Source organism: Kitasatospora sp. McL0602 (genome assembly GCF_052076145.1).
GTDB lineage: Bacteria > Actinomycetota > Actinomycetes > Streptomycetales > Streptomycetaceae > Kitasatospora.
The window spans coordinates 3,032,451-3,054,809 of record NZ_CP197246.1 but is presented as its reverse complement, the minus strand read 5'-3'; the positions used below and the strand labels follow the sequence as shown (position 1 = coordinate 3,054,809).

Genomic DNA, 22,359 nt, shown 5'->3' with positions numbered 1-22,359 from the left:
CTGATCGGGCCCGACGACCTGCCCGCTGTGCGCGGTCGGCCCGCCATCCACCGGTAACCCTCGGCCCAGGCCCGGGGTTCCCCACACTCACACTGAGGACTTTTCGAGATGCCCACCGGCCAGGTCAAGTGGTTCAACGAGACGAAGGGCTACGGCTTCCTGTCGCGCGACGACGGGGGCGAGGTCTTCGTCCACACCAAGGCGCTGCCCGACGGGGTCACCTCGCTCCGGCCCGGCCAGCGGGTCGAGTTCGGCGTCGCCGCCGGGCACCGTGGCGAGCAGGCGATGGCCGTCACCCTGCTGGAGGCGCTCCCCTCGGTCGCGGCCGCCCAGCGCAAGAGCCCCGACGACATGGCACCCATCGTCCAGGACCTCATCACCACCCTCGACGACGTCCTCCCGGGCCTCCAGCGCGGCCGCTACCCCGCCAAGCCCAACGGCCAGAACCTCGCGATCCTGCTGCGCGCGGTGGCCGACCAGTTCGACCTGTAAGGCCCGTCGGCGATGCCCCGCGCGGCTGCTAAGCCAGCTGCGCGGGGTCGACCCGGGGCACGAGCCCCTCGTCCGCCGCGCGGTCGAGCAGGGCCCGCACGGCGGCGTGGCCCTCCTCGCCGAGGTCGGCGGTGAACTCGTTCACGTAGAGGGCGATGTGCTGGTCGGCGACGGCCGGGTCCATCTCCTGCGCGTGCTCCAGCACGTACGCCCGGGAGGCGGCCGGGTCCGCCCAGGCGGCGCGGACGGAGGCACGGATGCCGTCCGCCAGCTCCCGCAGGCGCTCCGCGCCCAGTGAGCGCCTGGCGACGATCGCGCCGAGCGGGATGGGCAGCCCGGTCTCCTGCTCCCAGGCCTCGCCCATGTCGGCGAGCTGGTGGAGCCCGTACTGCCGGTACGTGAAGCGGGCCTCGTGGATGACCAGCCCGGCGTCGACCCGGCCGTCGCGGACGGCGGGCATGATCTCGTGGAACGGCAGCACCACGATCGACCCGAAACCGCCGGGCACGGCCTTCGCGGCCCAGAGCCGGAAGAGCAGGTACGCCGTCGAGCGCTCGCTCGGCACCGCGACCGTCCGGCCCGTCAGGTCGGCCCCCGGCTCGCGGGCCAGCACCAGCGGGCCGCAGCCGCGCCCGAGCGCACCGCCGCAGGGCAGCAGCGCGTACTCGTCGAGCACCCACGGCAGCTGGCCGTAGCTGATCTTCAGCACGTCGCCCTCGCCGCGCTCGGCGAGCCCGTTGGTGATGTCGATGTCCGCGAACGTCACCTCGGGCGTGTCCGCCCCCGGAACCAGGCCGTGGGCCCAGGCGTGGAAGACGAAGGTGTCGTTGGGGCAGGGCGAGTAGGCGACCTGGAGCGGATCAGCCACGGGTGACCTCCAGCAGGAGTTCCGGGAGGGGCAGGACGGCGAAGGCGCGCTCCAGGGCCGCGAGGGCCTCGCCGATCCGCCAGGCGGAGCGGTCCCGGGGGCCGACGGCGTTGGAGACCGCGCGCAGTTCGAGGGCGGGCGTGCCGTGCAGCACGGCGGCCTCGGCGACGCCGAAGCCCTCCATCGCCTCGGCGACGGCGCGCGGGTGGCGCGCGGTCAGCTCGGCGGCGCGCTCGGCACTGCCGGTGACGGTCGAGACGGTCAGCACCGTGCCGGTGACGGCGCCGAGCGCCGAGGCGGCCGCGCGGACGGCCGCGGCGGGCACCGGGTGCCGGACCCGCCCGAAGCCCAGCTGCTCGACGTCGAGGAAGCCCTCGGGCGCCTGCGCGCCCAGATCGGCGGCGACGATCTCCTCGGCGACCACCACCGAACCGATCGGCGCGTGCGGCAGGAAGCCGCCCGCGATCCCGGCGGAGACCACCAGCCCGTACGGCTGCCGGGCCAGCGCACCGGCCGTCGCGGCGGCCACCGCCGCCGGGCCGACCCCGCCGACCAGCACGTCGACCGCGACACCCGTCTCCGGAGCGCCGCCCAGGCCACGCCGCACGGCCTCCGCCTCGGCCGGAACGGCGACGACGACGAGCACCCGGGCGGGGCGCTCGTCGTCGTGAAGGCGAGGAGGGAAGGTCACTGGGCCGGGGTGGCCGGGGTGACGTAGTCCTTGTTGTCGAGGCTGAAGTACCAGGCGGCGATGACGTCGCCGGACTTCTCGTCGGCCTCGACCACGGTGATGACGGTCTTCTGGCCGGAGTTCAGCAGGCCGCTGACCGCGAGGGAGCCCGAGTACGTCGAGCCCTTGCGGCTGGAGACGATCGGGGTCTGGCCCTGCTGGCCGCCGTCCGAGAACGCGAACCAGCCCTTGTCGGCGGTGCCCGGGTCGACACCGATGCCGATGTGGTCGCCGGCGCGCACGTCCGAGGACGGCAGCTCGCCGTTGTCGGCGGCCTTCTTCGCCGCGGTCTGGCAGTTCGCGACGGCGGCCTTGTCGAGCGCCTTGCCGTCGTTGTAGCAGTCCTTGAACGGCTCGGCGTGGATGGACGAACGGCCGACGGTCAGGGTCGCCATGTGGCTGTTGGGCGCGTCCTGCCCGTTGGCGTAGGCGATGGAACCGCCCACCGTGCCGGCGCCGATCACGACGACGGCGCCGAGGGCGGCGATGACACGGGTGCTGAGGCTCATGGGCAAGAGGCTACCGGGCTTTGTCGATCACGCGACGTTGGGGTGGCGCACTTTCTCGTGTCACGTCCTCGTGTCACCTCCTGGGTCACGCCACCCGTGGTCGGGTCGCGGGGCCGTGCAGACCGATCCGGAAGAGCGAGTGCAGCGTCACCAGCAGCGCCAGCCCGACCAGTGCGGAGGCGACCGCCAGCCCCAGCGTGCCGTTCAGCGGCAGCACGATGCCCAGCCCGCCACCGGCCACCCAGGAGAGTTGCAGCAGTGTCTCCGACCGGGCGAACGCCGACGTCCGGACGGCCTCCGGCACGTCCCGCTGGATCAGCGCGTCCAGCGCCAGCTTGCTCAGCGAGGCCGCCACACCCGAGGCGCCCGCCACCACCGCGACCGTCACCAGCCCGTACCAGAGCGCCGCCCCGGCGGCCGCGCACGTCGCCAGCAGCAGCATCGCCGTCACCGTCACCTCGGAGCCGCGCGTCCGCAGCCAGGAGCCGAGCACGGACCCCAGCGCGTTGCCGGTGCCCGCCGCCACCGCGACCACGCCGAGCGCCGCCGTCGGCGCCAGGCCACCGACCGGGTCCTCCCGCAGCAGGAAGGCCAGGAACATCACCAGGAAGCCGACCAGGAAGCGCAGCGCCGCCACCGCCCGCAGGGCCAGGATCACCGACGGCCCGACCGTCCGGAGCATCGCCTTGACCGGCGGCGCCTTCGTGGGCTGCCCCTGCACAGGTTGCTGCCCCTGCTGCGTGGACGGCTCCTGCGCGGGCGGCTCTTTCGTGAGCCGCACGTACTGATCCGCAGGTGGGGCGTGGTGGCCAAGGTGCAGCCCGCCCGGGTGCTCCTCGGCGTGCAGCACGGCGCGCTGCTCGCCCTTCGCCGAGTCGACCTTGTGCGGCAGGTGGAAGGCCATCAGGGTGCCGATCACGAAGACCAGGAAGGCCCCGCGCAGCGGCCACCCGGGCCCGATCAGGTGCAGCCCGGCGCCCAGCGGCGCCGCGATGCCGGTCGCCAGCAGCCCGGCCAGCGTCACCCGCGAGTTCGCCTTCACCAGCGACAGCTGCGGCGGCAGCAGCCGGGGCACCACGACGCTGCGTACGACTCCGTACGCCTTCGAGGCGACCAGTACCCCGAGCGCCTCCGGGTAGAGCGCGATGCCGCCGTTGGAGACCGTACCCGCCATCGTCCAGGCCAGCACGGCGCGGGTCAGCATCGACATCGCCATCGCGGCCCGACGGCCGTGCGGCAGGCGGTCCAGCAGCGGGCCGATCACCGGGGCGAGCAGGGCGAACGGCGCCATCGTGATGAGCAGGTAGAGGGCGACCCGGCCGCGGGCCTCGCCGGTCGGCACCGAGAAGAAGATGCTGGAGGCCAGCGCGATGGTGATCAGCATGTCGCCGAAGGAGTTCAGCGCGTGCAGCTCGATCAGTTTCGCGAGACCGGATTCGCCCGCGCCCTCGGCGGCCGTGGCCCGGCGGATGCGGCGGCCGGTGCCGTTGACGACCTTGCCCGTCCGCACGCCGGCGGCCGAGGCACCCCGGACGAGGACGTTGCGCGATCTGGGGGAGTCGGGCGGCACGGACTCCGCCTCCGGCGGCGGCTCGGCGCCGTCCACCGGGGGGAGAGTGGGCTGCTGTCGCGGCACGGCGCCCGGCTCGGAGGGGGGCCCGGGAGAGCCGTTCGCCTGCGGGTCGTGCAGAGCGTGCTGCGACGGGGTCTCATCCGCCACATGGCCATCCTGCCTGAGAAAACGCCCGCAGACGAGGGAACGCGAGGTGGACCCGCCGACAATCGGAGGTCACCTCTCGGCACCGGACTGTCGTCGGCGCCCGACCGACGGGTAGCCTTCAGACGCGCGTGCACAGCCCAGCGGGCGGCGCGGCCGGTCATCGGACCGGTGCCGAGTCGCGCAGAATAGACATAGAGACGGTATCCAGCGGCACCCGAGCCCGTGGCAAGGTCTGCCGGAGGCCCCGGATTTTCTCCAACAGGAGGAGCTCCCAGGGCGGCCCCGGCGGAGTCGGCCGCGACGGAGCGGTCCGCGGACCGTCGGCCAGGAACAGCAGGCAACAGAACTGGGAGAGAATCGACGCCGTGAGTGCTGCGATGCGAAGCCGTACCCCCGACCGGCTCTGTGCCGAGGCCGTCGAACTCGCCCGTCAGGCCGCCGTCGAGGCGGTCGGCGCCGAGACCGTCGGCGCCCACCTCGGTGTCCAGGCCGACGGCGAACGGGTCGTCACCCACACCTTCGAGTGCCTGGACGCCGCCTACCGCGGCTGGCACTGGGCCGTGACGGTGGCTCGGGCCGCCCGTGCCAAGAACGTCACCCTGGACGAGACCGTCCTGCTGCCCGGCCCCGACGCCGTGCTGGCCCCCCAGTGGGTGCCGTGGAGCGAGCGGCTGCGGCCCGGCGACCTCGGCCCCGGCGACCTGCTGCCCACCGACGCGGACGACCTCCGCCTTGAGCCCGGCTGGACCGGCGAGGACGAGCCCGCCCCGAACTCGGTGGCCGCGCTGGCGGACGAGGACGACCTCGTCGTCACCGACCCGCACATCCAGCCCGCCCCCGCCCGCGCCCAGATCGGCGCCGTCGCCGAGGAGCTCGGCCTCGGACGCCCCCGGGTGCTCTCCCGGCTCGGCCTGCACCTGGCCGCCGACCGCTGGGAGACCGCGTACGGGCCGCAGACGCCGATGGCGCAGTCGGCCCCCGCGAACTGCAACAGCTGCGGCTTCCTCGTCCCGATCGGCGGCTCGCTCGGGCAGGCCTTCGGCGTCTGCGGCAACGAGTTCGGCCCGGCCGACGGCCAGGTCGTCTCGTTCTCGTACGGCTGCGGCGGCCACTCCGAGGCGGCGGTCCTCCCGGCCCCGCCGACCCCGTCCGAGCTGATCCTCGACGAACTCGTGGTCGAGCCTCTCCAGCTCCACCCCGACCGCACCAGCGGCTCCGTCGAGCCCGACGCCCCCGCCGAGGAGCTCGGCCACTCGTAACGCCACTGGATCTGCTCAGAGCAATCGGCACCTTGCTGCGCACCTGCGCAACGGGGTGCCTCTTGCGTGGAGCGGAGCAGCGAAGGCCCGGAGCCTGCCGATTCGCGCAGTTCCCCGCGCCCCTGGGAGTTGCCCTCCCGGCGGCCTGCCAGAATGCCCCCGTACGGCAGGCGTGGAGACGTGGAAGGGCGGCAGTCCCAGTGGAGCCTCGGATCATCGGCAGTGGCATGGACGGGCAGGGCGCTGATCTCTTCGACACGGCGGCCATGCGGCACCGGGTGCTGGACGCCTGGACGGCGGCGCCCGCGCGCTTCCGCGAGGACGCCAACGCGGAGGAGGAGCTCGCGCTCGGCGGCTACCGCGACCGGCTGATCGTCGAGCTGGCGCAGAACGCCGCCGACGCCGCCGCCCGCCTCGGCGCCGGGCCGGGCCGGCTCCGGCTGACCCTGCAGGGCGGGGTCCTGGCCGCCGCGAACACCGGTGCGCCGCTGGACGCCGCCGCCGTCGAGTCGCTCTCGACGCTGCGGGCGTCCTCCAAGCGCGCCGACGAGGCGCCCACCGTCGGCCGCTTCGGCGTCGGCTTCGCCGCCGTCCTCGCCGTCACCGACGAGCCCGCCGTGCTCAGCACCCACGGCGGCGTCCGCTGGTCCCTCACCGAGGCGCACGCGCTGGCCGAGGCCCGCCCGGCGCTGGTCGAGGAGCTGCGCCGCCGCGAGGGCCACGTACCGCTGCTGCGCCTGCCGCTGCCCGCCGAGGGCTCCGCACCCGAGGGCTACGACACCGTCGTGGTGCTCCCGCTGCGCGACACCGCCGCCGAGGACCTGACCCGCCGTCTGCTGGACGACATCGACGAGGCCCTGCTGCTCACGCTCCCCGGCCTGGCCGAGATCGTGGTGGAGACCCCCGAGCGGCAGCGGGTGCTGACCCGCTCGGCGGCCGTGCAGCAGCCCGACGGCCTCACCACCGTCACCCTCACCGACGACGGGGCCGAGACGGTCTGGCAGACCGTCACACTGGCCGGGGCCACCGCCCCCGAACTGCTCGCCGACCGCCCCACCGAGGAGCGCGCCCGCCCGTACTGGACGGTGACCTGGGCCATCCCGGTGGACGGCCGCAGCGCGCCGAAGCCGCTCCGCACCACCCCCGTCGTGCACGCCCCGACGCCCAGCGACGAGCCGCTCGGGGTGCCCGCCCTGCTGATCGCCGGGTACCCGCTCGACTCGACCCGGCGGCACGTCGCACCGGGCCCACTCACCGACTTCCTCACCCAGCGCGCCGCCGACGCCTACGCCGACCTGCTGCGGGCCCGCGGCGGCGACCTCAACTCGCTGGCCCTCGTCCCCGGGCCGCTCGGCCAGGGCGTGCTGGACAACGCCCTGCGCACCGCGATCCTCGACCGGCTGCCCGAGACGCCCTTCCTGCCGCACCCGGCCCCCGTCGAGGAGGGCACCCCGGCGCTGCGCCCACGCGACGCGACGCTGCTGGAGGGCGCCGACCACTCGGTGGTCGAGGCGCTCGCCCCGATCTTCCCCGGCCTGCTGCCCGCCGGGCTGGAGCGCCGCACCGAGCTGCGGGTGCTGGCCGTCCGCCGGGTGCCGCTGGCCGAGGTGGTCGACCAGCTCGGCGGCCTGGAGCGCGAGCCCGACTGGTGGCGCAACCTCTACGCGGCCCTCGCCGGGGCCGACCCGGAGGCCCTCGGCGCGCTGCCCGTACCGCTCGCCGACGGCCGGATGGTGACCGGCCCGCGCCGCGTCCTGGTGCCCTCCGACGCCACCGACTGGGCCGGGTACGAGGGCTACCCCGAGACGCTCGCCGAGGCGCTCAGCCTGCTCGACCTGCGGCTCGCCCACCCGGAGGCCGCCCACCCGCTGCTCAGCAAGCTCGGCGCGGGCACCGCGACCCCCGCCGGGGTGCTGGACACCCCCGAGGTGCGGGCCGCCGTGGCGCGCTCGCTGGAGGTCGGCGAGGACGACTTCGACGCTGCCGTCGACCTCGCGGACGCCGTGCTCGCACTGGTCAAGGCCGCCGAGACCACCCCGGGCCAGCACCCCTGGCTGGCCCGGCTCGCCCTGCCGGACGACGAGGGCGAGCTCTCCCGGGCCGGTGAGCTGATCCTCCCCGACAGCCCGCTCGCCGCCCTGGCCCGCGAGGACGACGCCGGGTACGTCGACGAGGATCTGCTGGAGCGCTGGGGCACCGAAGTGCTCGCCGCAGCCGGGGTGTTGAGCACCTTCGTGCTCGTCCGCGCCGAGGACGTGGTGCTCGACCCGGACGACCTGGAGCGGCTCGACCCGACCGCCCCCGCCGACCGCGCGGCCGGCGGCCGCCCGACCGGCCTGCTGGACGAGGCCCCCGACGGCCTCGCCGAGTGGTGCGAGGACACCCTGGAGGCCCTGCACGCCGACCAGGCCGACCTGGGCGTGCCTCCCGTCGCCGCCGAGCTGCTGGCCGTCCGCGACCTCGACCTGGTCGAGGAGGACGCCTGGCCCGAGGCCCTCGCCCTGCTCGCCCGCCCGCCCTACCGCGACGCGGTGGTCAACCCCGTCCGCGCCCTGCTGCCCGACGGCCGCTACGCCGACCTGCCGCCGTACACCGCCTGGTGGCTGCGCGACCACCCCGTGCTGGACGGCCGCGAGCCCGCCGGGCTGCGCGCGGCGGGCGCCGACCCGCTGCTGCGCGGCCTCTACGACGAGGCCCGCACCAGCCTGGACGAGACCTTCCTGCACGCCCTCGGTGTCCGCACCACGCTCGCCGCGCTGCTCGCCGAGCCGCACGGCCCGGACGAGCTGCTCGACCGGATGGCCGACCCGGCCTCCGAGGTGACGCACCGTCAACTGCACGGCATCCACACCCTGCTGGCATCCGTCCCGGCCGACCGGGTCGAACCGCTGGACGTCGTACGGGCGTTGCCCCCGCTGGACCCGCAGACCGGCCGCCGGCCGGAGGGCACGGTGCTGGTGGACGCCGCCGACGCGGTCGTTGCCGACGCCCCCGACCTGGCCGAACTCCTGCACACTCACCCGCTGTTGCCCGTCGCCCCCGAGCTGGCCGCCGCACTCGCCGAGCGCCTGCACGTCTCGCTCGCCAGCGAGGTGGCCGGCGGCCGGGTCCTCTCCGAGGGCACCCTGCACCGGACCCCGTCCGTGGTCCGGGAGTTGCTGCCCGGCTGCCCCGCCGTCTACGAGGAGCACGACGAACTCCTGATCGTCGGCCCCGACGGCGGCGAGGCGGCCGTCGGCTGGCGCTGGGACACCTCCGGATCCGCCCCCGAGCTGCCCTACGACCCGGAGGACACCGAAGCCGCCGACGAGGACGACGAGTTCGACACCCCGCCCGTCCCCGGCCTGCTGCACGCCGCCACCCCCGAGGGCCTCGCCGCCGGTCTCGCCTGGTCCGTCGGCCAGTGGCACCGCCGCTTCGAGATCCTCGCCGCCCTCACCGAGCCCGACCGCGCGTACGAGCTGCTGGCCGCCCGCGACTTCGAGTCCTGACGAAGTCGCCGGTGCCGTGGATGGCTAACGCTTGAGTCGCTGCACCTGTGCGGTGATCTCCAGCAGTACGCCCGCCGTCACCGCGATCCCGACGCCCGTCCAGGGATCGCGGGTGCCGGCCAGTTCGAGCTGGAAGAAGTTCGACAGCCACGGCACCAGCAGCACGAGCGCGAACGCCCCGCCCATCGTCCCGATCAGGGCCAGCCGCCACCAGGTGTACGGGCGGGCCACGATCGCCAGCACCCAGATCGCCACCAGGAAGAGCGTCAGCGTCGCCACGCTGGTGTCGGCCTTCAGGTCGGTCGCGTGGTTGGCACGGGCCAGCATGTACGCGGTGAAGGTCGCCGTCCCGGCGATCACCCCGCTCGGGACGGCGAGCCGCAGCACCCGCCGTACGAAGCCCGTCCGGGCCCGCTCGTTGTTCGGCGCCAGCGCCAGGAAGAACGCCGGGATGCCGATCGTCAGCGAGCTGAGCACCGTCGAGTGCCGGGGGAGGAAGGGATACGGCACGTGGGTGAAGACCACCAGCAGCGCGAGCAGCACCGAGTAGACCGTCTTCACCAGGAACAGCCCGGCGACCCGCTCGATGTTGCCGATCACCCGGCGGCCCTCGGCCACCACCGAGGGCAGCGTCGCGAAGCTGTCGTCCAGCAGCACGATCTGCGCCACCGCCCGGGTCGCCTCGCTGCCCGAGCCCATCGCGACGCCGATGTCGGCGTCCTTCAGCGCGAGCACGTCGTTGACACCGTCACCCGTCATCGCGACGGTGTGGCCGCGTGACTGGAGCGCGCCGACCAGGTCCCGCTTCTGCTGCGGCGTGACCCGCCCGAAGACGGTGGTGCGGTCGGCCGTGTCGGCGAGCTGCTCGGGGTCGGTGGGCAGCGTACGGGCGTCCAGCGGGCGGTCCGCGCCGGGCAGGCCCAGGTGGGAGGCGACGGCGCCGACGGAGACCGCGCTGTCACCCGAGATGACCTTGGCCTGGACGCTCTGGCTCTCGAAGTAGCGCAGCGTCTCGGCAGCGTCCTCGCGCAGCCGCTGCCGCAGCACCACCAGGGCGAGCGGCCGCAGCCGGGCCGCCGGGTCCGGTGCGTCCAGGGCCGTGGGCGTGCGGCCGAGCAGCAGCACCCGCAGCCCCTGCGCGCCCAGCTCGTCCACCTCGGCCAGCGCCGGGTGCCCGGCGGGCAGCAGCACGTCCGGTGCGCCGAGAAGCCAGCTCGCCTCGGCGCCCTGCGGCTCCAGCAGCTGCACCCCGCTCCACTTCCGGGCGGAGGAGAACGGCATCGCCTGGAGCACCCGCCACTGCTGGCCCGGGTCCTCCTCCCCGTACGCCTCGATCACGGCCTGCATGCTCGGGTTCGGCCGGGAGTCGGCCCGGCCCAGCGCGCCCAGCGCGTGCTGGAGCACCTGCGGGTCGGAGAGCACGTGGCTGGCGAGCGGGGCACCGGGGCGCAGCGCGCCGTCGACGCCACTGTCGGCGCCGTTGCCGTCGGCGCTGTTGCTGTCGGGGCCGGTGCTGTCGGGGCCGCTCTCGGCGACGGCGAGCGGGCGGAGGTCGACCAGGTCCATGCCGCCCTCGGTCAGGGTGCCGGTCTTGTCCAGGCAGACGGTGTCGACCCGGGCCAGCCCCTCGATCGCGGGCAGCTCCTGCACCAGGCACTGCCTGCGCCCCAGCCGCACCACGCCGATCGCGAATGCCACGGAGGTCAGCAGCACCAGCCCCTCCGGCACCATCGGCACGATGCCCGCGACCATCCGGCGGACGGCCTCGCGCCAGTCGTGCTTCTCCACCGCCAGCTGGCTGACGATCAGGCCGATCGCGGTGGGGACGAGCAGGTAGGTGATGAACTTCAGGATGCTGTCGATGCCGCTGCGCAGCTCCGACTTCACCAGCGTGAACCGGCTGGCCTCCTCGGCCAGCTGCGCCGCGTACGCCTCGCGGCCGACCTTCGTCGCCGTGAAGGCGCCGGCCCCGGCGACCACGAAGCTGCCGGACATCATCGCGTCGCCGGGCTGCTTGAGCACCGGGTCGGGTTCGCCGGTGAGCAGCGACTCGTCGATCTCCAGCCCGTCGGCCTCGGTGACCAGGCCGTCGACGATCACCTTGTCGCCGATGCCGAGCAGCACGGTGTCGTCCAGCACGATGTCGCCGACCGAGACCTGCTGCGCGGTGCCGTCCCGGCGGACCTGCGGCTTGGCCTCGCCGATCAGCGCCAGGCCGTCGAGGGTCTTCTTGGCCCGCAGCTCCTGGATGATGCCGATCGCCGTGTTGGCGACGATGACCAGCCCGAACAGCCCGTCCTGGATCGGCCCGACCACCAGGATGATCGCGAACATGACGCCGATGATCGCGTTGAACCGGGTGAAGACGTTCGCCCGGACGATCTCGCGCAGCGACCGGCTGGAGCGCACCGGTACGTCGTTGACCTGGCCCTTCGCGACCCGCGCGGCGACTTCGGCGGCAGTCAGGCCGCTCCGGCGCTCCGGGCCGAGGCCGCTGGAGTGCGCCCCGGGAGCTTCGGACACCCCGGACGCTCCGGGCGCGGAGCTGCTGGTGCGGTCCTGGTCGGCCGTGTCTTCCGCGGGGTGCGTCATGGCACTGACTCTAGGTGGGCGATTTGTCCGGTGCGCCCTACCGTGGTCCGATTCAGCCCAACCGAGTGGCGGGCTGGTCAGGCGGGCTGGTCAGGCGGGCTGGTCAGGCGGGCTGGTCAGGCGGGACGGCGGGCCTCGGGCTTGTGGGCGGTGATCAGGAAGCGGGTGGAGTGCGCGACGAACGGCCCCTCGGCCCGGATCTGCTCGTCCAGGGCGCGGAGCCGCTCGCGGTACTGCTCGACGGTGAAGCCCGGGACCATCCAGATGACCTTGCGCAGGAAGTAGACCACCGCGCCGATGTCGAGGAACTCGGTGCGCAGCGACTCGAAGCGCAGGTCGGCGACCTCCAGCCCGGCGGCCTCGGCGGCCCGGCGGTCGTGGTCGGGGTGCCGGGCGTTCCGTACCTGCTCCGGCTGCGGGCCGAGGAAGTACTCGACCAGCTCGAAGACGCTGGAGTGGCCGACGTGCTGCGCGACGTAGCGGCCGCCGGGCCGGAGCACCCGGGCGATCTCCTCCCACCACACGGTCGCGGGGTGACGGCTGGTCACCAGGTCGAAGGCCTCGTCGGCGAACGGCAGCGGCGGTTCGTCCGCGTCGGCGACCACCACGGCGCCGAGCGGGTGCAGCAGCCGGGTCGCCTTCGTGACGTTCGGCGGCCAGGATTCGGTGGCGACCATGACCGGCGGCAGCCGGGCCGCCCCCGCGAGCACCTCGCCGCCGCCGGTCTGGATGTCCAGCGCGGCCCCGGCCCGTGCCAGGTGCTCGCTCATCACCCGCTGGTAGCCCCAGGAGGGCCGCTGCTCGGTGGCCCGGCCGTGCAGCCAGGAGAAGTCCCAGCCGTCCACCGACACGGCCTCCGCCTCGGCCACCAGCTCGTCGAAGCTGCGGGCGTCGTTGCTGTTGCCGTTGCCCTTGTTGCTCTGCGTCATACCGGGATCATGGCCGGAGTCGGCCGACAGATCCACTCAATTCGGGCAGTCGACTGCCTCGTAGCGGAGGTGCAGCTCCCGTGCGCCGGGGGCGAGCACGCCCGAGTCGGCGTACAGCTGCGCGCAGTAGTGGGACGGGCCGGGGTGGCCGGGGCCGTTGCGTGCGACGTCCACGAAGTGGTGGGTGGTCGCCCGGAAGACGGGGGCGCTGCCGGTCAGGAAGAGCGTCTCGGCGGCGAGGTGCTGGTGGAACACGTCCCGGTGCCCCCGGTGATGACGGCCCGGGAGATCGGCCGGGGTGCCGTCCGGCTCCGGGAGGGTGAGGCGCTGCGGGCGGCCGGGGCCGAGCCGGCGGCGCAGCTCGCGCCAGCGGGCCGGGGCGAACTGGAGCGAGTGGTGCAGCAGCACCAGATCGAGGCCGGGCCCGCCCGTGAGCCCGCCCGTGGGTGCGCGCAGCGGCAGGTGGACGAGCGAGCGCGGTGAGCGTGCCGCCAGCTCCCAGAGCAGCGCGAGCTGCCGGGCGGCGTCCGCGTCGAGCTGCAGGTCGAGGTACCGGTCGTGGTCGAGCAGTACGGCGGCAGGCGGCACGGCCGGGCGGACGACGCGGTGCGGGACGCCGCGCAGCTGCGCGGTGTGGACGGTGACGAGCACGGGCGGGCGGGCGGGCGGGCGGGGCTACTGGCCGGGCTGCTGGTCGGGCTGCTGGTCGGACTCCTGGGCCGCGCTGCGGCGGATCGCGGCCTGGCGGGCGCGGCAGTACCAGAGGCCGATCAGGCCCAGGCCGGAGCCGGCCAGGCAGATCCAGGGCCAGTAGTGGTGGCCGTGGGAGGAGAGGGTGCTGTCGAAGGGCAGCAGCGCGAGGAAGGCGACGAACCACAGCACCGTGCCGCCGCCGACGATCGCGACGTCGTTCACCTCGTAGGGCGGCGGGGAGGGGTGCACGGGGGTCTTGGCCATGGGCCCTAGCGTACGGGTGCGGGTCGCCGCCATGGCCGAGGGCTCCCGGGCGACTGACCGGGGATGACCGTAAGGGCCGTGTTCTACGCGCGAAGATGGCGCGTGCACGACCGAGGAACTCATACTTGAGGCTCCGGTCAGCCTCCCCCGCGCCAGCTCCGCCCTGCGCGGGCCGCTCCCGGCGGACCCGGCCACCGTCGCTCGGGTGCCCCCTCTCCTCCTCAGCTCCCCCCACCCGACGAGGATGCCCGTATGTCTCCGCTGGCCCAGCCGACCGCCACGTCGCCCGAGCCCTCCCAGAGTGCGCCGCAGCCCCCCGGCGGCCCCCTGGACCGCTACTTCCGGATCTCGGAGCGCGGCTCCACGCTCGCCCGCGAGGTCCGTGGCGGTGTCGCCACCTTCTTCACCATGGCGTACATCCTGGTGCTGAACCCGATCATCCTCGCCAACGCCGTCGACATGAACGGCGCGCACCTCAGCAGCACCCAGCTCGTCACCGCGACCGCCCTCACCGCCGGGCTCACCACCCTGCTGATGGGTGTCATCGGCAACGTCCCGATCGGGCTGGCCGCCGGGCTCGGCGTCAACACCATCGTCGCCCTCCAGCTGGCGCCGAGGATGAGCTGGCCGGACGCGATGGGCATGGTGGTCCTCGCGGGCTTCGCGATCATGGTGCTGGTCGCCACCGGTCTGCGCGAGCGCGTCATGAACGCCGTCCCGCTCGGCCTGCGCAAGGCCATCGCGATCGGCATCGGCCTCTTCATCGCGCTGGTCGGGCTGGTCGACTCCGGCTTCGTCAGCCGCATCCCGGACGCCGCCCACACCACCGTGCCGCTCCAGCTCGGCGGCAACGGCCACCTGCTCGGCTGGCCGGTGCTGGTCTTCATCCTCGGGCTGCTGCTCACCCTGGTGCTGGTCATCCGCAAGGTGCCCGGCGCGATCCTGATCAGCATCGCCACCATGACGGCCCTCGCCGTCCTGATCGACCAGGCCGTGACCATCCCGGCCGCCTCCTGGGGCCTCACCGTCCCGGTCTGGCCCGGCAACCCCGTCGCCGCACCCGACTTCGGGCTGGTCGGTCACGTCAGCCTGTTCGGCGGCTTCCACCAGGTCGGCCTGGTGACTGGCGTCCTGTTCGTCTTCACCGTCCTGATGTCCTGCTTCTTCGACGCGATGGGCACCATCCTCGGCGTCGCCGACGAGGCCCACCTGCTCGACGCCAAGGGCGACCTGCCGGGCATCAACCGGATCCTGATGGTCGACGGCATCGCCACCGCCGCAGGCGGCGCGACCTCCTCCTCCGCCAACACCTGCTTCGTCGAGTCCACGGCGGGCGTCGGCGAGGGCGCCCGGACGGGCTTCGCCAGCATCGTCACCGGCGCGCTCTTCCTGCTGGCCCTCTTCCTCACCCCGCTGGCCACCATGGTCCCCGCCCAGGCAGCCACCCCGGCCCTGGTCACCGTCGGCTTCCTGATCCTGGCGAACTCCATCCGCGAGATTGACTGGAGCGACTACACCATCGCCGTCCCGGCCTTCCTGACGATGGTGATGATGCCGTTCACGTACAGCATCACCAACGGCATCGGCTTCGGCTTCATCACCTTCTGCGTCCTGCGGCTGGCCGCCGGTCGCGGCCGCTCGGTGCCGGTCGCGCTCTACGCGGTGGCGGCGGTCTTCGCCTTCTACTACCTGATGCCGGCCCTCGGCATCGGCTGACGCCCGGCCGCACCGATCCGTGAGCCCGTCCCCGTCGAGGGGGCGGGCTCACGTCGTGCGGGGGCTCGTGAGGTGACGTCGTCCGGGTCCGTCCGAGGGTGTCCGAGGGTGTCCGGGGTGGTTGCGGGGGTCTTGCCGGGCGGGCGGGCGGTTCGGAGCATGGGTTGGAACGGGGACGTCGTGGAGGCTAGGGGGTCAGCAATGCGTCGGATTGCCAGAGGGGTGGCGGCGGTGGTCGCTGCCGGGTGTCTGCTCGGTACGGGGGTGGCGGTGGCTCCGGTGGCCTCGGCTGCGCCGGCCAGTTGTTCGGGGAGCCAGCTGGGGAACGGGCCGTACGTCTATGACCGGAACGGGGCGTACGTCGGGTACCTCGCGCTGGAGTGGCTGTCCTGTGTCAGCCAGGTCTACGGCGACTTCCACTTCGCCGGTGGCTACCTGGCGAACCACCGGGACACCACCGGCACCGTGTACGTCATCCAGGCCACCGGCCACACCCAGCAGCGGGGCTTCAACGCGTACGGCGGGGACGTGGCCGACAGCCCCGTGCTGAGCGTCTACTGGGACGCCTACCTCGGGCGGGACTACTTCGCCCAGGTCACCATCAGCAACGGCGCCTGCTCGGGGTTCTCGACCACGTCCACCTGGAACATGGGCGGCTACATGTCCGACCCCTACCCGAGTGCGAGCTGCGGATGAGGCATCAGTAGCCCAGGGTGATCCGCCGGCGGACGAAGGTGCGCTGCTCCAGGGCGTCCACCACGGCGGAGGCGAGGTCGCCGAGGCTGATGCTGCTGTGGCCGTCGGGGTCGGTGAGCGGGGTGTCGCGGGCTTCGACGCGGTAGGTGCCGGTGCGGGGGCCCGGGGTGAGGTGCATCGGGGGCGGGCTGACGTACGTCCACTCGACGGGGGTGTCGGTGGCGCGCAGCAGGTCGAGGGCCTCGGTCTGGTCGCGGGCGGTCTCCAGGTAGGCGGCGGGGAAGTCGGGGGAGTCGACGAAGCGGCGTCCGTCCGGGCCCTCCAGACTGCCGCCGCCGCCCAGGAAGACGAGCCGGGGGACGTCGGCTGCGGGCAGGGCTTCGAGCAGGGCGCCGGCTCCGCGCGGCACCAGGCGGTCGGGGCCCTTGACGCTCGCGACGACGGCGTCGTGCCCGGTGACGGCGGCGGCGATCGAGGCCGGGTCGGTGATGTCGGCGTCCGTGCGGCCCAGCGGGGTGACGCGGTGGCCGCGGGCGGTTGCCTCGCGGGCGACGGCGCCGCCGAGGTGGCCGGAGGCGCCGATGACGGCGATCCGCAGTGGTGCCGGCAGGGAGTCGACGAAGTCGGCGATCAGTGGGGCGATCTCGGGCAGCTTCTCCTCCAGCGCGAAGTGGCCGGTCCGGAAGAGGTGGATCCGGGCCTCGGGCAGGTCGCGGAGGTAGGCGCGGGCCCCGGCCTCGGTGAAGAAGGCGTCGCCGGTGCCCCAGAGCACCAGGGTCGGCGGCCGGTGCTCGCGCAGCCACTGCTGCCAGGCCGGGTAGAGCTCGACGTTGGAGTGGTAGTCGAGGGCGAGTGCGATCTGCGCGTCCTTGCGGCCGGGCAGGTCGAGGAAGTGCTGGTCGAGCGTCCAGCCGTCGGGGGCGATCAGGGCGGGGTCGGTGGTGCCGCCCTCGTACTGGCCGCGCGTCACCGGGAGCACCAGGATCTCCGCCACCCGGCTCTCGGCGCCCTCGACGCCGGGGCGGTTGGCGATCATGCCCTGCGCGAGCTCGGAGAGGCCCTCGGTGTAGGCGTTGGCGTTCTGCACGATCAGCCCGGCGATCCACTCGGGGTGGCGGGTCGCGAGCCGCAGGCCGACGGGCCCGCCGAAGTCGAACGCGTACAGCGTGAATCGGCTCAGCCCGAGCGCCTGGACGAAGCCCTCGACCACGTCGGTGAGGCGCTCGAAGGTGTACGTGAAGTCGGCCGGCGCCTCGGTGTGGCCGAAACCCGGATAGTCGGGCGCGACCAGGTGGTAGCGGGTGCCGAGGGTGTCGATCAGCCGCCGGAACTGGTGCGAGGCGGACGGGAAGCCGTGCAGCAGGAGCAGTGTGGGCGCGTCGGCCGGGCCGGCCTCGCGGTAGAAGACGCGGACGCCGTCGACCTCCACGTGCCGGTGTGTGACGCGGGTGACCGGGTTGATCGGGTTGAGCGGTCCGAGCGGGACGTTCTTCTGCGGTGCCTTCTGCGATGCCGTCATTTCACATGCCCCCTGAGTGGTCCGATGCATTAGTAGTAGTCGATGGTCTTCTAATGTGTCAATGGCTCGATGTAGAGTTAGTGACATGAGCAGCACCCTGGTCGGAGAACCCCTCGCGCTGGACCTGGTCAACACCCGGTCCGTGGCCCTCGACCTGCTGTCCTCGGCCGACGACTTCCGGGGTTGGCTCGACGACCAGGCCGGACGCATCACGGCGGTCGCGGACGCGGGCGCCATCGACCTCGACGCCCTCCGCGCCCTGCGCGCGCACGTCGCCGAGGCCGTCGACAGCGGCCGCGACGGCCGGCAGCCCCCGGCGGCGGCGCTCGCCGCCCTGGTCGACGCCCAGCGTGCGGCCCCCGCCCACCGCGAGCTCACCTGGGACGGTGCGGCTCTGGCCGCCGTCCGGCGGCGGTCCGGCGCACCGACGGCCGTCCTGCTCGCCGAGCTCGCCGAGGCCGCCGTCGACCTGCTCACCGACCCGGCCACTCTCGCCCGCGTACGCGGCTGCGCCGCCCCGGACTGCTGCCTGGTCTTCCTCCCCGCGAACCCCCGGCGGCGCTGGTGCTCGCCGACGCTGTGCGGCAACCGCGTCCGCGTCGCCCGCTACTACCAGCGCCACAAGGGCCCGGCCGAGTAGCGGAGTCGACCCAAAAAGAAGGGGTGGCCCGAGTGGGTCCGTGGCTAGGCTCTGCGCTCATGCGAAAGATCCCCACGCTCTTCGTCCGTGACCCCGAGGACCGCTCCCGGGTGCTGCCCGTCGTCAACCCGGCCTGTGCCTGGGTGGCGGAGGGCGAGGGAGTGCCCACCCGGAAGTACGACGGCACCTGTGTCCGGCTCGACGAGGACGGGCGTTGGTGGGCCCGTCGGGAGGTGAAGCCGGGCAAGCAGCCGCCGCCCGGCTTCTTGGCCGTCGAGCGGGACGAGGTCACCGGGAAGACCGTCGGCTGGGAGCCGGTCGAGCAGTCGTCGTTCGCGAAGTTCCACGCCGAGGCGCTGGCCGGGTGGGCGGGCGGGCCCGGTGGCTACGAGCTGATCGGCCCGAAGGTCAACGGCAACCCCGACGCGTCGGCGACCCACCAGCTGGTCCGGCACGGCTGGGCCTCGCCCGCCGTCGGCGAGGACGTCGCCACGGCGCCGCGCGACTTCGACGGCCTGCGGGAGTGGCTGACCGACCGTGCGTACGAGGGCCTGGTCTTCCACCACCCCGACGGCCGGATGGCCAAGATCAAGGCCCGGGACTTCCGGGGCTGAGCGGTGCGCGGCCGCCCCCTTGGCGGAATCTGTGGATCTTCCGGTCCGGTTGTGGTCGGTGCGTGAGAGTCGCCCGTAAGTTCGGATCATCCGCGCCTAGCGTGTGCATGACCATGGTTGGATGGGCCCGCCCTCCGGTACTGAGCCGGGGGGCTGGTCGGGTTGGGGACCTGGTCAGAAAAGTGGGCAAATCGGGGGCCACTAGTACTCGCTGACACATAGTCGGAGGTCACCTTGCGCATTCTGCTGATCGCCAGTGCGTTCAACAGCCTCACCCAGCGCGTCCACACCGAGCTCCGGGATCGTGGGCACGTGGTGGGCGTGGAGCTGGCGTTGGGGGACGAGCAGGTACGGGACGCGGTGGCCGGCTTCGGGCCGGATCTGATCGTGGCGCCGATGCTGACCAGGGCGATCCCCGAGGACGTCTGGACCCGGCACACGGTGTTGATCGTCCATCCGGGGCCCAAGGGCGACCGGGGGCCCTCCTCGCTCGACTGGGCGATCCACGAGGGCGCCGAGGAGTGGGGCGTCACCGTCCTCCAGGCCGTCGAGGAGATGGATGCCGGGCCGATCTGGGCGTCCGTGCCGTTCTACGTGAAGCCCTGCGGGAAGAGCGAGTTGTACCGGAACGAGGTCGCCGGCGCGGCCGTCGAGGCGGTGCTGCTGGCCGTCGAGCGGTTCGCGGGGGCCAGAGCGGGCAGTGGCTTCGAGCCGGAACCGCTGGACTACGCCCGGCCCGACGTACGGGGCTGCCTGCGTCCGTACCACAAGCAGGCGTCGCGCCGGATCGACTGGGCGTTCGACGACACCGCGACGGTGCTCCGCAAGCTGCGCTCGGCCGACTCGCAGCCCGGTGTGCTGGACGAGCTGCACGGCCGTGAGTACTTCCTGCACGGCTGCCACAGCGAGGACCGACTGCGCGGCGAGCCCGGCGAGTTGCTGGCCCGCCGGGACGGCGCGGTCTGCCGGGCGACGACCGACGGCGCGGTGTGGCTGACGCAGCTGCGGGCCCGGCGCACCCCAGGCGGGCCGGTGACGTTCAAGCTGCCCGCCGTGCAGGTGCTCGGGCCGGTTGCCGAGGCACTGCCCGAGGTGCCGGTCTCGGCGGCCGAGGCGGCCGGGCGGGACACCTGGTCGGAGCTGCGTTACCGCGAGGAGGGGAGCGTCGGCTTCCTCGAATTCACCTTCCCCAGTGGGGCGATGAGCACCGAGCAGTGCCGCAGGCTGCTCGCGGCCTACCAGGAGGCGTGCGCCCGGCCGACCTCGGTGCTGGTGCTCGGGCCCGCGCGGGACTTCTTCTCCAACGGCATCCACCTCAACGTGATCGAGGCGGCGGCCGACCCGGCGGTCGAGTCCTGGGAGAACATCAACGCGATGGACGACCTCGTCCACGCGATCCTGACCACCACCGACAAGATCACCGTCTCGGCGCTCGCGGGCAACGCGGCGGCCGGCGGTCTGATGCTGGCGATCGCGGCGGACGAGGTGTGGTGCCGGGACGCGGCCGTGCTCAACCCGCACTACCGGCTGATGGGCCTCTACGGCTCCGAGTACTGGACGTACAGCCTGCCGCGCCGGGTCGGCGCCGAGCAGGCGCAGCGGCTGACCACCGAGGCCCTGCCGGTCGGCGCGTGGGAGGCCCGCGCGCTCGGCCTGGTCGACCGGACGAGCGGCGGCAGCGCGGCCGACTTCCGGGCCTGGACGCGCTGGACGGCTGCGGGCCTCGCGACCTCCCCCGAGCTGGCCGGCCGCCTGCTGGAGAAGAAGCACCGACGGGCGGCGGACGAGGAGGCCAAGCCGCTCGCGGCCTACCGCGAGGAGGAGTTGACGCAGATGCGGCGCAACTTCTTCGAGCCGGACGAGCCCTACCGGCAGCTGCGGCAGGCGTTCGTGCACAAGGTCTGCCCGTCCTGCACGCCGGAACACCTCCGGGGGGACCGCGAGTTGGTCCGCTCCTAGACATCGGTGGAACACGATGGCCGCCGCCGGGGTGCGAACACCCCGGCGGCGGCCATCAGTTCTGCCGGCTGCCGTCAGCGGCGGGCCGGGTACGAGTTGGCCTGGAGCGGAGCGGCCCGGCCGAGGAAGGCCGACTGCTGGGCGTTCGGCTTGCTGGGCGCGGCCGCGAAGGCGAGCGCACTGACGAAGACGTACATACCGAACCCGACGGCGAGCGGGAAGACGAACTTCATCGCCGGGACACCCTCCGCCGAGGCCGTGTGGATGCCGTTCAGGTGCACGGAGACCGCCGTCATGCCGGTGTAGTGCATCGCGCAGACCGCGACGCCCATCACGGGCGAGGCGGCCAGCACGGCGCGGGTGCCACGGATGTTCAGCGTCGCCCAGAGGGCCGCCGTGGCGGCGAAGACCGCGATCGCCACCGAGGCGCCCACGATGCTCGCGTCGTACGTGATGTCTCCGGGCACCCGCATCGCGGCCATGCCCAGGTAGTGCATCACCGCGACGCCCAGGCCGGTGCCCAGACCGCCCCCGAGCACGGCGATCTGCGGGCGCCGGCTGTACCCGACGGCGAAGATGCCCGCGCCGACCACCAGGATGGCGACGATCAGGCTCAGCACCGTCATCAGGATGTCGAAGTGGACCTCCGCACCCGAGACGGCGAAGCCGATGATGGCGATGAAGTGCATGGTCCAGATGCCGCCGCCGAGCGAGACGGAGGCGAAGGTGAGCCAGTTGCGCCGGGCGCGTCCCTCGGTCAGCAGTGCCCAGCGGGTGCTGCGCAGTGCTACCAACGCGCCCAGGCAGGCGGCGAGATAGGACAGCGCTGGTGTCACCCAGCCGTACGCGGCGTTCTCCATGTGACCCAATTGGACTCCCAGGGCTGGTGTGGCTTGAGGTGCTGCCGTGCCGTGTTCCTGTCAAGGCGGAGAGTAACGCTCCGATCGCACTGGGGCAATGCTTGAGGAAATCGTGAACTCCCAGGTCAGGGAGGGTCCTTCACGATATGGCCACTGGTCGGGCACGAAGTCCTGACGGTATGTTCAAGGTGGCCGGTTTCGGTAAGGCCAAGTGGAGGTAAGAAAGTTGGCCGTTTCTGACGAGTGATCAGTGTCGGTGGACGGTATTGCGGGTGGGGCGCTTGATCAATCAGGTTTCTTTAGCGAGAGTAATGACGTAGGCTAAGGACATGCCCGAGATGTCCGAAGAGGACCTCGCAGCCGTCAGCCAGCTGCGATCGTCCGCGATGCGCCTTGCCCGCCGACTGCGACACCAGCGTGTCGAGGAGTCGCTGAGTCCTACCGAGATGGGGGTGCTCGGCACGCTCGGGCGGTGCGGGAAGGCCACGCCGGGCGAGCTCGCCAGGCGGGAGCACGTACAGCCGCCCTCGATGACCAGGATCATCGCGATGCTGGAGGAGAAGGGGCTGGTGCGGCGCGAGCCGCACCCGGACGACCGCCGACAGGTGGTGGTCAGCGCGACCGAGCAGGCCGAGGCGATCCTGGCGGAGAGCCGACGGCGGCGGAACGCCTGGCTGGCCGGGCTGGCGGAGGGGCTGAGCGAGGAGGAGTGGGCCGTGCTGCGGGAGGCCGCACCGGTGCTCTACAAGCTCGCGCACCTCTGAGACGCGCATCCCTGAGGCCTGGAAGAAGGAGTACCGCATCACTG

Annotated in this window: 19 protein-coding genes; 9 read left to right on the top strand and 10 right to left on the bottom strand. The window is 73.2% G+C overall.

What is annotated here, in order from left to right; translation table 11 throughout:
- The first annotated feature begins 108 nt into the window (after positions 1-108).
- Positions 109-492 carry a cold-shock protein gene (locus tag ACR68M_RS13735; protein WP_441250761.1) on the top strand — a complete coding sequence of 128 codons (384 nt, stop codon included), beginning with the start codon at positions 109-111 and terminating at the stop codon, positions 490-492.
- A gap of 28 nt (positions 493-520) precedes the next feature.
- Here ACR68M_RS13735 and ACR68M_RS13730 read toward each other — a convergent pair whose 3' ends face one another.
- The 4 genes from ACR68M_RS13730 to ACR68M_RS13715 form a co-directional block, all read right to left on the bottom strand.
- On the bottom strand, positions 521-1,360 hold the full coding sequence (locus ACR68M_RS13730; protein ID WP_441250760.1) for a 1,4-dihydroxy-6-naphthoate synthase: 840 nt from the start codon (positions 1,358-1,360) through the stop codon (positions 521-523).
- Positions 1,353-2,051: a futalosine hydrolase gene (locus tag ACR68M_RS13725; protein WP_441250759.1), complete on the bottom strand. Its 699-nt coding sequence runs from the start codon at positions 2,049-2,051 to the stop codon at positions 1,353-1,355. The genes ACR68M_RS13730 and ACR68M_RS13725 overlap by 8 nt, the downstream gene beginning before the upstream one ends.
- Positions 2,048-2,599 carry a hypothetical protein gene (locus ACR68M_RS13720; RefSeq protein WP_441250758.1) on the bottom strand — a complete coding sequence of 184 codons (552 nt, stop codon included), beginning with the start codon at positions 2,597-2,599 and terminating at the stop codon, positions 2,048-2,050. The genes ACR68M_RS13725 and ACR68M_RS13720 overlap by 4 nt, the downstream gene beginning before the upstream one ends.
- 85 nt (positions 2,600-2,684) lie before the next feature.
- Complete coding sequence (locus ACR68M_RS13715; protein WP_441251609.1) at positions 2,685-4,169, bottom strand: MFS transporter; 1,485 nt, start codon at positions 4,167-4,169, stop codon at positions 2,685-2,687.
- Between the two features lie 527 nt (positions 4,170-4,696).
- On the opposite strand from ACR68M_RS13715, the gene ACR68M_RS13710 reads away from it, so the two are divergent.
- Both ACR68M_RS13710 and ACR68M_RS13705 read left to right on the top strand, forming a co-directional pair.
- Complete coding sequence (locus ACR68M_RS13710) at positions 4,697-5,578, top strand: DUF3027 domain-containing protein (RefSeq protein WP_441250757.1); 882 nt, start codon at positions 4,697-4,699, stop codon at positions 5,576-5,578.
- A gap of 227 nt (positions 5,579-5,805) precedes the next feature.
- Positions 5,806-9,069 carry a sacsin N-terminal ATP-binding-like domain-containing protein gene (locus ACR68M_RS13705; protein WP_441251608.1) on the top strand — a complete coding sequence of 1,088 codons (3,264 nt, stop codon included), beginning with the start codon at positions 5,806-5,808 and terminating at the stop codon, positions 9,067-9,069.
- A 24-nt stretch (positions 9,070-9,093) separates the two neighbouring features.
- On the opposite strand, the gene ACR68M_RS13700 is transcribed toward ACR68M_RS13705, so the two are convergent.
- The 4 genes from ACR68M_RS13700 to ACR68M_RS13685 form a co-directional block, all read right to left on the bottom strand.
- Complete coding sequence (locus tag ACR68M_RS13700) at positions 9,094-11,661, bottom strand: HAD-IC family P-type ATPase (protein ID WP_441250756.1); 2,568 nt, start codon at positions 11,659-11,661, stop codon at positions 9,094-9,096.
- Between the two features lie 116 nt (positions 11,662-11,777).
- Complete coding sequence (locus ACR68M_RS13695; protein ID WP_441250755.1) at positions 11,778-12,590, bottom strand: class I SAM-dependent methyltransferase; 813 nt, start codon at positions 12,588-12,590, stop codon at positions 11,778-11,780.
- A gap of 36 nt (positions 12,591-12,626) precedes the next feature.
- Entirely contained in the window at positions 12,627-13,241 is a 615-nt protein-coding gene (locus tag ACR68M_RS13690; protein WP_441250754.1) for a hypothetical protein, read from the bottom strand.
- Between the two features lie 24 nt (positions 13,242-13,265).
- Positions 13,266-13,547, bottom strand: coding sequence for a DUF2530 domain-containing protein (locus tag ACR68M_RS13685; protein WP_441250753.1), 282 nt, complete (start codon positions 13,545-13,547; stop codon positions 13,266-13,268).
- A 252-nt stretch (positions 13,548-13,799) separates the two neighbouring features.
- Between ACR68M_RS13685 and ACR68M_RS13680 the strand changes: the two genes are divergently transcribed.
- Together ACR68M_RS13680 and ACR68M_RS13675 are read left to right on the top strand one after the other, a co-directional pair.
- Positions 13,800-15,263: an NCS2 family permease gene (locus tag ACR68M_RS13680; RefSeq protein ID WP_441250752.1), complete on the top strand. Its 1,464-nt coding sequence runs from the start codon at positions 13,800-13,802 to the stop codon at positions 15,261-15,263.
- Between the two features lie 201 nt (positions 15,264-15,464).
- Positions 15,465-15,959, top strand: a complete 495-nt coding sequence (locus ACR68M_RS13675) for a hypothetical protein (protein WP_441250751.1) — start codon at positions 15,465-15,467, stop codon at positions 15,957-15,959.
- 4 nt (positions 15,960-15,963) lie between these two features.
- On the opposite strand, the gene ACR68M_RS13670 is transcribed toward ACR68M_RS13675, so the two are convergent.
- The gene (locus tag ACR68M_RS13670) at positions 15,964-17,478 is read right to left on the bottom strand and encodes an alpha/beta fold hydrolase (protein ID WP_441250750.1); all 1,515 of its coding nucleotides are present in this window, start codon (positions 17,476-17,478) and stop codon (positions 15,964-15,966) included.
- Between the two features lie 85 nt (positions 17,479-17,563).
- Here ACR68M_RS13670 and ACR68M_RS13665 point away from each other — a divergent pair, with 85 nt between their 5' ends.
- The 3 genes from ACR68M_RS13665 (at position 17,564) to ACR68M_RS13655 (ending at position 20,691) form a co-directional block, all read left to right on the top strand.
- Positions 17,564-18,118 (top strand): CGNR zinc finger domain-containing protein, encoded by a 555-nt coding sequence (locus ACR68M_RS13665; protein WP_441250749.1) that lies wholly within the window; start codon positions 17,564-17,566, stop codon positions 18,116-18,118.
- Between the two features lie 59 nt (positions 18,119-18,177).
- Positions 18,178-18,732 (top strand): hypothetical protein, encoded by a 555-nt coding sequence (locus tag ACR68M_RS13660; protein WP_441250748.1) that lies wholly within the window; start codon positions 18,178-18,180, stop codon positions 18,730-18,732.
- Positions 18,733-18,966: 234 nt separating this feature from the next.
- Positions 18,967-20,691: an enoyl-CoA hydratase-related protein gene (locus ACR68M_RS13655; RefSeq protein ID WP_441250747.1), complete on the top strand. Its 1,725-nt coding sequence runs from the start codon at positions 18,967-18,969 to the stop codon at positions 20,689-20,691.
- A gap of 74 nt (positions 20,692-20,765) precedes the next feature.
- Here the strand turns inward: ACR68M_RS13655 and ACR68M_RS13650 are convergent, their stop codons facing one another.
- Positions 20,766-21,551, bottom strand: a complete 786-nt coding sequence (locus ACR68M_RS13650; RefSeq protein WP_441250746.1) for an MHYT domain-containing protein — start codon at positions 21,549-21,551, stop codon at positions 20,766-20,768.
- A gap of 329 nt (positions 21,552-21,880) precedes the next feature.
- On the opposite strand from ACR68M_RS13650, the gene ACR68M_RS13645 reads away from it, so the two are divergent.
- Complete coding sequence (locus tag ACR68M_RS13645) at positions 21,881-22,315, top strand: MarR family winged helix-turn-helix transcriptional regulator (protein WP_441250745.1); 435 nt, start codon at positions 21,881-21,883, stop codon at positions 22,313-22,315.
- Positions 22,316-22,359 lie beyond the last annotated feature (44 nt).